Source organism: Citrobacter sp. 50677481, from assembly GCF_001463265.1.
Taxonomy (GTDB): domain Bacteria; phylum Pseudomonadota; class Gammaproteobacteria; order Enterobacterales; family Enterobacteriaceae; genus Citrobacter_A; species Citrobacter_A sedlakii.
In genome coordinates, this window is the sequence record NZ_LNHZ01000002.1 from 1 (window position 1) to 11717 (window position 11717).

Here is an 11717-nt window from a genome sequence, read left to right on the forward strand (position 1 = left end):
GCGGTCGGAGGTTCGAATCCTCCCGGATGCACCATCTTCTCCGAGACAATAGTCACGCTGTTGTTTCAGGGGCTGCGGATTTACCGCAAGCACCAGAGAGGATAACGTTGCCCAGGCAACGGCCCGAAAGGCGAGGCGAAGCCGAGTCATCCTCCCGGATGCACCATTCCTTGCTTGATATAACGCCAGCCGTCATATCAATATCGGCAGTAAAATAAGTTTTCCGATGCATCCGTAGCTCAGCTGGATAGAGTACTCGGCTACGAACCGAGCGGTCGGAGGTTCGAATCCTCCCGGATGCACCATTCCTTGCTTGATATAACGCCAGCCGTCATATCAGTATCGGCAGTAAAGCAAGTTTTCCGATGCATCCGTAGCTCAGCTGGATAGAGTACTCGGCTACGAACCGAGCGGTCGGAGGTTCGAATCCTCCCGGATGCACCATCTTCTCCGAAACAATAACCACGCTGTTGTTTGAGGGGCTGCGGATTTACCGTAAGCACCAGGGAGGATAACGTTGCTTAAGCAATGGCCCGAAGGGCGAGGCGCAGCCGAGTCATCCTCCCGGATGCACCATCTTCTCTGAGATAATCCCCATACTTCCCGTTTTAATTGTTTCTTCTTCCCTGAACAATCCTCACTTTCGCCGTCAGCGACAAAATCCCGCCATTACGATAAAATAACGTCTGGTTTCTACGGTTTGCGAGAACACAATGTACGAACGTTATGCGGGTCTGATTTTCGATATGGATGGCACCATCCTGGATACTGAGCCGACACACCGTAAGGCGTGGGACGAAGTATTAAGCCGTTACGGTATGCATTTCGATCTTCAGGCGATGATCGCGCTTAACGGTTCACCGACCTGGCGTATCGCGCAGGCGATCATTGAACTGAACCAGGCGGACCTCGATCCGCACGCATTGGCGCAAGAAAAAACCGCGGCGGTAAAACGCATGTTGCTCGACAGCGTCGAACCCTTGCCGTTGGTCGAGGTTGTGAAGGCATGGCATGGTCGTCGTCCGATGGCGGTTGGCACCGGCAGTGAAAGCGCCGTTGCCGAAGCGTTGCTGGCGCACCTGGGCCTGCGTCGTTATTTTGACGCCGTGATTGCCGCTGACCACGTACTGCACCATAAACCGGCGCCGGATACCTTTCTTCTCTGCGCAGAACGCATGGGCGTGCCTCCGGCTCGCTGTGTGGTATTTGAAGACGCTGATTTTGGCGTGCAGGCAGCACGCGCCGCAGGCATGGATGTCGTGGATGTGCGTTTGCTGTGAGTGACGTACTGTCGCTCTTCTCTTTGTTCGCCAGCAGTTTTCTCAGTGCGACGCTGTTGCCTGGCAACTCTGAGGTCGTTCTGGTTGCCATGCTGCTTTCCGGGATTTCTCATCCCTGGGTCTTAGTCATAACAGCAACAATGGGTAATAGCCTTGGAGGGCTAACTAACGTTATCCTTGGGCGTTTCTTTCCGCTACGCAAAACATCGCGCTGGCAGGAGAAAGCATCAGGCTGGCTTAACCGCTATGGCGCGGTGGCACTATTATTAAGCTGGATGCCGGTAGTGGGCGATTTACTGTGCCTGTTAGCGGGGTGGATGCGCCTCCCGTGGGGACCAGTGCTCTTTTTTTTATGCCTTGGCAAAGCGCTGCGCTATATTGTCGTCGCGGCTGCAACCATTCAGGGCTCTTTATGGTGGCACTAATTGTGCCTGGAATAGCCTTCAGGGCAACCACTACAATTATGCTAATTAAAACGATTTTGACAGGCGGGAGGTCAATTTGATCCCGGACGTATCACAGGCTCTGACCTGGCTGGAAAGACATCCACAGGCTCTAAAAGGCATACAGCGCGGGCTGGAGCGCGAAACGCTGCGCGTGAATGCTGACGGTACCCTAGCGACAACGGGGCATCCGGAAGCGCTGGGCTCGGCGCTGACGCATAAATGGATCACCACGGATTTTGCCGAAGCGCTGCTGGAATTCATTACGCCGGTGGACGGTGACATTCAGCATATGCTGACGTTCATGCGCGATCTGCACCGCTACACCGCCAGAAAACTGGGCGATGAGCGCATGTGGCCGCTGAGTATGCCCTGTTACATCGCGGAAGGGCAGGATATCGAACTGGCGCAATACGGCACCTCGAATGTCGGGCGGATGAAAACACTGTACCGCGAAGGGTTGAAAAACCGTTACGGCGCGCTAATGCAGACGATCTCCGGCGTGCATTATAACTTTTCCCTGCCGATGGCGTTCTGGCAGGCGAAGTGCGGCGAGATGGACGGCGAAGCGGCAAAAGAGAAAATCTCGGCTGGCTATTTTCGCCTGATCCGCAACTACTATCGCTTCGGCTGGGTCATTCCGTACCTGTTTGGCGCGTCGCCGGCGATCTGTTCTTCCTTCCTGCAGGGGAAACCGACCACGCTGCCCTTCGAGAAAACCGACTGCGGCATGTACTACCTGCCGTACGCGACCTCGCTGCGCCTGAGCGATCTCGGCTATACCAATAAATCGCAAAGTAATCTCGGTATTACGTTTAACGATCTGCACGACTATGTGGCAGGATTGAAACGCGCGATCAAAACGCCGTCAGAAGAATACGCGGCCATTGGTATCGAGAAAGACGGTAAGCGACTGCAGATCAACAGCAACGTGCTGCAAATCGAAAATGAGCTGTATGCGCCAATCCGTCCCAAACGCGTGACCCGTAGCGGAGAGTCGCCTTCAGACGCACTGCTGCGCGGCGGCATTGAATACATTGAAGTTCGCTCGCTGGATATCAATCCCTTCTCGCCAATTGGCGTTGACGAGCAACAGGTGCGTTTCCTCGATCTGTTCATGGTCTGGTGCGTGCTGGCCGACGCGCCGGAAATGAGCAGCGGCGAGCTGCAGTGTACGCGTACCAACTGGAATCGGGTGATTCTGGAAGGGCGCAAGCCGGGGCTGACGCTGGGGATTGGCTGCGAAACCGCGCAGTTCCCGCTGACGAAAGTCGGAAAAGATCTGTTCCGCGATCTCAAACGCGTAGCGCAAACGCTGGACAGCATTCACGGTGGAGAGGATTATCAGAAAGTGTGCGACGAACTGGTCGCCTGTTTTGATAACCCGGAACTGACGTTTTCGGCGCGGATCCTGCGTTCGATGATCGACAACGGGATTGGCGGCACCGGTAAAGCGCTGGGCGAAGCCTGGCGTAATGTGCTGCGCGAAGAGCCGCTGGAGATCTTGCAGGAAGAAGAATTTATCGCTGAACGCGAGGCATCTTTACGGCGTCAACGTGAGGTGGAAGCGGCGGACAGCGAACCCTTTGAACGCTGGCTGGAAAAACAGGCCTGACAGACAAGAAAAAGGCCACTCGTGAGTGGCCAAAATTTCATCTCTGAAATCAGGGATGATGATAACAAATGCGCGTCTTTCATATACTCAGACTCGCCCCGAAACGAAGAGTTCAGTTTATTTTAAAAAATAATATCGGAGGTGGCTAAATGCCGTTGTTAGATAGCTTCACTGTCGATCATACCCGGATGGAAGCACCTGCCGTCCGCGTTGCGAAAACGATGAACACCCCGCACGGCGACGCAATTACCGTGTTTGACCTGCGTTTCTGCATCCCCAACAAAGAGGTGATGCCGGAGAAAGGGATCCACACGCTGGAGCATCTGTTTGCAGGCTTTATGCGTAATCACCTCAACGGTAACGGCGTTGAGATTATCGACATCTCGCCGATGGGCTGCCGCACCGGGTTTTACATGAGTCTGATCGGTACGCCAGACGAGCAGCGCGTGGCGGATGCGTGGAAAGCGGCGATGGCTGACGTACTGAAAGTGCAGGATCAGAATCAGATCCCGGAACTGAACGTCTATCAATGCGGCACGTACCAGATGCATTCCCTGAGCGAAGCGCAGGAGATTGCCCGCCACATTCTGGAGCGCGACGTTCGCGTCAACAGCAACGAAGAACTGGCGCTGCCGAAAGAAAAATTGCAGGAACTGCATATCTAGTTGCGTTGCCGGATAGCAAGGCTACGCGCCTTACCGGTCGACCACGGATAAACGCCGCCCGGCATAAAAAAGGCCAGTTCATCTGAACTGGCCTTTTTAATCAGTGCGCGCCGCCGCCACCGCCACCTGCGCCGAAGGGCGGTTTGGCGAACCAGACCAGGCCAAGCAATATCAGGAAGATGCCTGCCGACATCCAGAAAATCTCGTTGGCCGAGATGATCAGTCCCTGGTTAGTGATCTGCTGGGCGATCCAGCCTGACGCCTGCTGCTGCGTCATCCCCATGCCCTGAAGCTGATCGTACATTGCCTGGGCGTTCGGGTTATACGGGTTCACCGACTCGGTCAACTGCGCATGGTGCATTGATTCCCGATTGGTCCACAGGGTTGTGGTGATCGAGGTGCCAATGGAGCCTGCCAGCGTTCGCGTAAAGTTCGACAAACTTGATGCCGCCGCCAGGCGTTCAGGCGGCAGTCCCGACAGCGTGATGGTGGTCAGCGGCATAAAGAAGCAGGCCACCGCGAAGCCCTGGATAAACTGCGGCCAGGCCGAAGCGCCAAAGTCCATTCCCGGCTCAAACGTGTAGGCGCGCCAGTAGAAGCAGACGGCGTACATAATGAAGCTGAACGTCACCAGTCTGCGCATATCCAGCTTATGCGCGAAGCGGCCAATAATCGGCGACAGGATCACCGGGATTATCCCAACGGGCGCCGAGGCCAGACCCGCCCACGTCGCAGTATAGCCGTAGACCTCCTGCAAAAGCTGCGGTAGCAACACAATCGCCCCGAAGTAAAGCATGTAGGCAAGGCTGATACACAAACAGCCGATAGTGAAGTTGCGCGACTTAAAGAGCGAGAGATCGACAATGGGGTTATCGTCGGTCAGCTCCCAGACAATCAGGAAGCTAATGGCGACCACCGCCACCACCGTCAGAATGATGATCTCCTGCGAGGCGAACCAGTCCAGCTCTTTCCCCCGGTCGAGCATAATCTGCAAGCTCCCGATACCCACCACCAACAGCGCCAGACCGATGGCGTCAATCCGTCGTTGCTCAGTACGGGTTTCGCGACCGCGCAGGGTTTGCAGCGTCATCAGCACCACCGCGATCCCGATGGGGACGTTGATGAAGAAGATCCAGCCCCAATGGTAGTTGTCACTGATGTAGCCACCCAGAATCGGGCCGCAGATCGGTGCGACGATGACGGTCATCGACCACAGCGCCAGCGCGATAGAACGTTTGGCGGGCGGGTAGTTATTCAGCAGTAAGCTCTGGGAGAGTGGGATCAGCGGCCCGGCGACGATCCCCTGAACCACGCGGAAGAAGATCAGCATGTTCAGGCTGCTGGAGACGCCGCATGCCCACGAGGCGATGGCAAACGCCACCGTAGACCACATGAACAGTTTCACTTCCCCGACGCGCTTTGCCAGCCAGCCCGTAATAGGAATCGAGATGGCGTTCGCCACCCCGAAGGAGGTGATCACCCACGTTCCCTGGCTCAGGGAGGAGCCGAGGTTCCCGGCGATGGTGGGGATCGCCACGTTAGCAATGGTGGAGTCCAGCACCTGCATGAATGTCGCCAGCGACAGCGCAATCGTCATGATGACGAGCTGCGCGCCCTCCAGCGGTTTTTGCTGTTGCATAACACGCACCTCGGAATTAGCCGGCGTTGGCCTGCACAATCTCTTCGATCAGTTTATTCACCGGCGCAAGGTCGATCTCGCGAGCGTTACTTTCCGCAACCGGTGTGCTGCGCACGGTACTTGCCAGTACCTGTCCGTCACGGTTAGCCGTATCGACGGTCACCAGCGTAGATAAACCAATGCGCAGCGGGTGCTGGGCTAACTGCTGCTCGTCCAGTTCGATACGAACCGGTAGACGCTGTACCACTTTGATCCAGTTGCCGGTCGCGTTCTGCGCGGGCAGCAGGGAGAAAGCGCTGCCTGTCCCCATATCGAGACCGACGACCTTACCCGTGTATTTAACGTCATCGCCGTAGATGTCGCTGACCACCGTTGCCGGTTGGCCGATACGCATATGCGCCAGTTGGGTTTCTTTAAAGTTGGCGTCGACCCACAGATTCGTGGCCGGAACAACGGCCATCAACGGCGTTGTCGGGCTGATCTGAGCGCCGGGCTGTACGGCGCGTCGAGAGACATAACCGGTGATCGGACTAACGATCCGCGTACGTTCAAGCGCCAGCCAGGCATTACGCACTTCGGTCGCCGCCTGCTGAACAGCAGGCTGATCTTCGAGCTTGCTGTTCAGGATCATCGCCTGATTCGCGTTATATTGCTGTATGGCGACGTCAAGCTGCGCCTGGGCGCTGGCAACCGCGTCGCGGGCATGTTGCAGTTCTTCGCGACCAATCAGGTTGGCGTTACCCAGCGGCACGCGACGTTTAAAGTCGCTTTGCGCCTGGGCGAGGGCGGTTTTTTGCACGTCAATGTTCGCCTGCAACTGTTTGCTGTTGATCATCAACTGATGCGTCTGACGAACGCTGGAGGCCAGCGCGGTCTTCGCCTTTTCGAACGCCTGCTTCGCATCCGTCTGGTCGAGGGTGACGAGGACATCGCCCTGTTTGATAAAGTCCGTGTTATCCGCCCAGACTTTCGTCACGCTGCCGGATACCTGCGCCATGATTTGAACCTGGTTCCCTGCCACGTACGCATCATCCGTTTCTTCGAAATGACGCAATACTAAAAACCAATAGATCCCATATGCCACGGCAATAACGATAAAGAGCAAGGTCAGCAGAATCAGCGTACTTTTACGTTTGCTTTTCTTTTTGACCGGTTGCTGCGGGGTTTGCATCTCCGCATTTGCGCTCATGTTGTTCTCCACGATCTTATTTTTTGTCGGCTTGGCCGAACTGTTTATCAGAAAGGCCAGCACGCGCGGGTGCTGGCCAGTCAGTTTTCTTTCTTAATCTGGATTATTGAGCGAGTCGACGCGTTAGCTCAGCGCCTCAAGAATGGCGCCATCCTGGTCCATCTGATCGAGACGCGTCAGAAGCTTACGGGTGATGTGCTCAAGCTGATCTTTTTCTGCGGTGCTAAGGGAGGACCACAGCTGGTGCAGGCAGTGATGCTGCGGCGGTAACACCTCGCGCAGAAATTCGTGGCCTTTTTCGGTCAACTGCAGGTGCAGGCAACGGCGATCGTTGTCGCTTTCGCGGCGTTCTATCCAGCCGCGCTTTTCCAGTTCATCCGCGATACGCGTTGCGTTAGTACGGGACGAACCCAGCGCACAACTCAGTTCAGAAGGCTGAATGCTGTGGTTTTCCTGAGACTCCAGCGTAATCAACGCCATAAACAACGTCTCGTTAATCCCCTGAGCCTTCAGCATTTTATTGCGGTTTTCCAGCAGCTTGCCCTGCATGTGCATGCAAAGACGGGTGAGCAACACTTCCTGATACGGAAAGTCTTCGTGGCGGCTGGCGCGAAACTTTAGCATTTGTTCAATGGGCGTAAACGAACTATCCATTTGGGCATGACCTCATTAATTTCAGCCGATATAGTAACGACAGTGACAAATAAAGTAAATGTATTATTAAAGCAAAATGATTCTTACGGGTTATAAAATCGCCAGCGCCTCTGAGGCTAATCCGTAGCTCAGGGCACCCGACAATGGGGATAGGAAAACGCGGCGGGCAGGTTACTCATGACGGTGGATAAGCTTTCGGTGAATCCTTCCATGCATGGCGCCGGGTTGGGTTCGGAAAGGGGAGTGGGGCTTTCCATAGAAATTTATGCGATATCACCAATGTTAAAATAACCAGGGTAAATGATTGCTATAACCTTAACAGACTGGGGGGCTCCTTAACACCCTAAGGAGCCGAAACAGAGGTAAACGCTCGCTAACCGATTAATTTGCGGCTTCCTGTCGATGAAATCCTCGCCACCAGACCAACAAGTTGAGTACGGCAACGGTGGTTCCCGCCAGGCACACGCCTGCCCATCCGGCAAGTTGCCAGGCAGAGGCTGAAACTAACGAACCGGCGGCGCCGCCGATAAAATAGCTGGTCATATAGCCTGCGGTAAGTCGGTTACGGGCATCCGGGTAGAGCCGGTAAATCACCGTCTGGTTGGTAATGTGTACGCCCTGCACCGTGAGATCCAGCACCAGAATCCCGACGATCAATGCCAGTACCGAGGCGTGCCCCAGCCAGATAGCGAGCCAGGAAAGCAGCAGCAATAGCAAACCGTAGGTGGTGGTGAGATGAGAATGTCCCTTATCGGCGAAGCCGCCCGCCGGACGCGCGCCCAGCGCCCCCGCGGCGCCCGCCAGCCCAAACAGGCCTATCATCCCTTCGGAATAGCTGAACGGCGGCGCCGCCAATAAAAAGGCCATTGATGTCCAGAGGATGCTGAAGTTGGCGAAGGTCAGACAACCCAGCAGCGCGCGCGTACGCAGCAATTTATCGCGGGTAAACAGGCTGAATACCGAACCGAGCAATTGCGGATAATTGAGATGCGTCTCTGACTTCATTTTTGGCAAGCCGCGCCACAGGGCGACAGCCATCAGCGCCATAAGCGCAGAGGCTACCCAGAATACGGTGCGCCAGCCGCCGAGACTGGCAAGTAAGCCCGCTACCGTCCGCGCCAGCAGGATACCGAGCAACAATCCGCTCATAATCGTGCCGACCACCTTACCACGCTTGTCCGGTGTGGCGAGGGTCGCCGCCAACGGCACCAGAATCTGGGCGACCACCGAAAACAGTCCGGTCAGCGCGGTGCCGAGGATCATCATCGTCAGCGACTGGCTACTGGCGGTAATGAGCATTCCGCCTGCGGCCAGCAGCGTCATCGAGACAATCAGCGTCCGGCGCTCAAACATATCGCCAAGCGGCACCAAAAACAGCAGGCCGGCGGCATAGCCCAACTGTGCGGCGGTGACAATAAATCCCGCAGAGCTGGCAGATAGAGAGAAATTGTTGGCGATGGTGTCGAGCAGCGGCTGCGCATAATAATTGCTGGCAACCGCCAGGCCCGTCGCTACCGACATAAGCACGATCAGCGCCGGGCTAAGCGGGTGAGTATTTTTTGTCATTATGTTTGTTATCGTCAGTCAGGTGATGATTTCCAGGGGAATCAATCATAGCGGAAGTCAATGATTGTTGGCACATCGCGAGGTGATCGATTGTGCGTTTTTCACGAAGCGAGGGGGAAACCGGCAAACTGAAGAAAATCGGTCGCGAAAGCGTTCGGTGGCGGCGCGTCGCTCTGTTACCAATGTTCTTTTTCATCACAGGAGATGACGATGAAACTGAGCACGACGTTGACAGGACTTTCCCTATTGATGACCGCCGCAATAGCGCCCGCATATGCCGCACCGCAGGCGCATGTGGTATGCGGCTACAGCCACACGCTGGGCGATGACGCCATCATGATGTTTGGCATGCCGAACCAGGCGATGTGGCATGACTTCTTCGGTAATACCCATACCGATGCGGTATCCACTTACCCGACGCTGCGGGCGAAGGAAGAAACCACTTGCGATAATAAAGCGGACAGCTCCGCGTACTGGGCCCCGTCGCTGAAATTGCCGAACGGGACGGTAGTGCCCCCTGCCTATCAAAAAACCTACTATCAGGCCAAAAATACGACAGAGTATCCGCTACATCCGTTTCCGGCGGGACTTTCACTGCTGGCGGGCGATCACCACGGCGCGGCGCCAAATCCCCGCATTACTTTTTTGTGCGCCAACGGGAAAGGCTATACCACCAAAGCCGGAGAAGTATGCGGTCTGCGTAAAGCGGGGGACGCGGTACAGTTCAACATTGGCATCCAGTTTCCAGACTGCTGGGACGGTATTCACCTGAAACCCGGTCATGGTATGCCAAACGCCGCCTATGACAGCAACGGTCAGTGTCCGTCCGGCTATCCGGTGAAAATCCCGACGGTAAACATGAACGTGGCGTATGTGATCCCGGGAATTACGTCGCTGGACACCGCAAAAGCGCAGCTTTCTCTCGACCCGATCATGAACGGCGACGAGCGTGAAGAACGCTGGGGAAGCATCTACACCGCACATGCCGACTTTATGAACGGTTGGACGGAGGACGGCGCGCGCTTTATGACGGAACTGTGCATGAACAACGGTATGGACTGCGGGCTGAACGTACCGTATCGCTATGAAAAGGCGGTGGCGACGTGGATCAGCAGCGAGCAGCCGGAGACAGTAACCAATGCGGCGGAAAAGCTGCTGATTCAGGATAACTGGCAAAACGGCGGGCGCACGCATAACCCGGAAACCATGACGTTGGTGAAATTCGCGATCCCGGCGCTACCGGCGGGGCAGGATCCGTCATTGTTTAAATATCGCATCCGTATTTATGGCGGCAAGGTCGAGAGCAACGGCGCGGATCAAATCTTCTTCTACCCGACCAGCAGCGACTGGGATCCGCACAGTGTCACCTGGCAAAATCGCCCGGCCTGTCACTATCGTTCAGATGCCGTGTTGTATCTTAATAACGCGAAAGAATACCGGATGGTGGACGTGGACAAAGCCGTGCGCAAGGCGCTGACCGAGGGGAAAACGGAAATCGCGTGGTATATCGGCGGCGATCGCCAGGGGAATCATTATCAGTTCAACAATGCAGACACACGGGAAAGCCTGGTGCTCATGCTGACGGGCTATAAAAAGACGCCGGAGAGATAATTGCCTGTGCCGGATAAGGGGCCTGAGCACCTTATCCGGCAAGAGGTAAACCTTACTTCTGTGCGGCCAGCGCGTCGTTCACCCAGCCGTCAAACTGCTGCTGGTGGGCTTTGATCCAGCCGTCCACATGACCCTGAACGTCGGCTTCTGAGGCTTTACCCGCATGCATCATCGCGTTTTGCGCGTTGATGTCCGCCAGCGGCAGCTTCATGATTGCGAACAGTTTCGCCGCCGCCGGGTTTTTCTCGGCCCAGGCTTTGTTGGCGACGATGTGCATGGTGTTCACCGGGAAGCCATAGTTCGCACCATTAGGCAATTTGGTATCAATGTCCTTCTGCTCGCCAGGCAGGGAAGAGAACGGCACCTGCAGCCAGACCACATCTTTGCCCGGCTTCATAACGTCGCTCACCCAGTATGGCGTCCAGGTATAATACAGAATCGGTTTGCCCTCTTTAAATCGGGTGATGGTGTCGGCCATCATCGCCGCATAGTTACCGTGGCTGACCTCAACGGTTTTTTCCAGATCGAACGCTGTGTTCTGGTGATTAATTACTGCTTCACAGCCCCAGCCCGGCGAGCAGCCCATCATGTTCGCTTTTCCGTCGCCGTTGGTGTCAAAAATCTTTGCAATCTTCGGATCTTTTAACTGGGCGATATTGGTGATGTTGTACTGCTCGGCGGTTTTCTTATCGATCAGATACCCTTGCGCCGCGCCGGTAACAAAGACTCCCTCGCGATAAAACTTCTTGTCGCCGCCTGCTGCGGCATACATATCATCATGCAGCGGCTGCCAGTTCACGGCGGTAAAGGTGGCATCGCCAGAGGCGATGGAGGTGTAGCCGACGTTATAGTCGACCTCGCTCGGCTTGCTGACGGTGTAACCCAGTTTTTCCAGCGCGCGGCTCACCAGCAGCGTCTGGAAAGTTTCTTCGGTGATGGTGCTCTGTACCGGTTGAACGGTAATGCCTTTGCCCGGCAGGTCAGCCGCGAACGTGCTGGTAGAGACAAGGGTGGCAAACGCTGTGGCAAAAAGTACGCTATGTCGCATCGTTGTT

The 11717-nt window shown here is 55.7% G+C and carries 10 protein-coding genes and 2 tRNA genes; 7 read left to right on the forward strand and 5 right to left on the reverse strand.

What is annotated here, in order from left to right; all coding sequences use genetic code 11:
• Positions 1-228: 228 nt before the first annotated feature.
• From APU02_RS02365 to luxS, 6 genes are all read left to right on the forward strand, one after another.
• Positions 229-305 (forward strand) — tRNA-Arg (locus APU02_RS02365).
• 62 nt (positions 306-367) lie between these two features.
• A tRNA-Arg gene (locus tag APU02_RS02370) sits at positions 368-444 on the forward strand.
• Between the two features lie 269 nt (positions 445-713).
• On the forward strand, positions 714-1280 hold the full coding sequence (yqaB, locus tag APU02_RS02375) for a fructose-1-phosphate/6-phosphogluconate phosphatase (RefSeq protein WP_060569131.1): 567 nt from the start codon (positions 714-716) through the stop codon (positions 1278-1280).
• Positions 1277-1705, forward strand: coding sequence for a YqaA family protein (locus APU02_RS02380; RefSeq protein WP_060569132.1), 429 nt, complete (start codon positions 1277-1279; stop codon positions 1703-1705). The genes yqaB and APU02_RS02380 overlap by 4 nt, the downstream gene beginning before the upstream one ends.
• Before the next feature lie 76 nt (positions 1706-1781).
• A complete protein-coding gene (gshA, locus tag APU02_RS02385; protein WP_060569133.1) occupies positions 1782-3338 on the forward strand; it encodes a glutamate--cysteine ligase in 1557 nt (518 codons plus the stop codon).
• A 149-nt stretch (positions 3339-3487) separates the two neighbouring features.
• Complete coding sequence (luxS, locus tag APU02_RS02390; RefSeq protein WP_060569134.1) at positions 3488-4003, forward strand: S-ribosylhomocysteine lyase; 516 nt, start codon at positions 3488-3490, stop codon at positions 4001-4003.
• 100 nt (positions 4004-4103) lie between these two features.
• Here luxS and emrB read toward each other — a convergent pair whose 3' ends face one another.
• The 4 genes from emrB to APU02_RS02410 form a co-directional block, all read right to left on the reverse strand.
• A complete protein-coding gene (gene emrB / locus APU02_RS02395; protein ID WP_042288532.1) occupies positions 4104-5642 on the reverse strand; it encodes a multidrug efflux MFS transporter permease subunit EmrB in 1539 nt (512 codons plus the stop codon).
• A 16-nt stretch (positions 5643-5658) separates the two neighbouring features.
• Positions 5659-6831, reverse strand: a complete 1173-nt coding sequence (gene emrA, locus APU02_RS02400) for a multidrug efflux MFS transporter periplasmic adaptor subunit EmrA (protein ID WP_042289046.1) — start codon at positions 6829-6831, stop codon at positions 5659-5661.
• A 123-nt stretch (positions 6832-6954) separates the two neighbouring features.
• Positions 6955-7485: a transcriptional repressor MprA gene (gene mprA, locus APU02_RS02405; RefSeq protein WP_042288528.1), complete on the reverse strand. Its 531-nt coding sequence runs from the start codon at positions 7483-7485 to the stop codon at positions 6955-6957.
• A gap of 381 nt (positions 7486-7866) precedes the next feature.
• Positions 7867-9051, reverse strand: a complete 1185-nt coding sequence (locus APU02_RS02410; protein WP_060569135.1) for an MFS transporter — start codon at positions 9049-9051, stop codon at positions 7867-7869.
• A 210-nt stretch (positions 9052-9261) separates the two neighbouring features.
• Here APU02_RS02410 and APU02_RS02415 point away from each other — a divergent pair, with 210 nt between their 5' ends.
• Positions 9262-10662 (forward strand): DUF1996 domain-containing protein, encoded by a 1401-nt coding sequence (locus tag APU02_RS02415; RefSeq protein ID WP_060569136.1) that lies wholly within the window; start codon positions 9262-9264, stop codon positions 10660-10662.
• A 52-nt stretch (positions 10663-10714) separates the two neighbouring features.
• On the opposite strand, the gene proX is transcribed toward APU02_RS02415, so the two are convergent.
• Complete coding sequence (proX, locus tag APU02_RS26010) at positions 10715-11710, reverse strand: glycine betaine/L-proline ABC transporter substrate-binding protein ProX (protein ID WP_042288521.1); 996 nt, start codon at positions 11708-11710, stop codon at positions 10715-10717.
• Positions 11711-11717 lie beyond the last annotated feature (7 nt).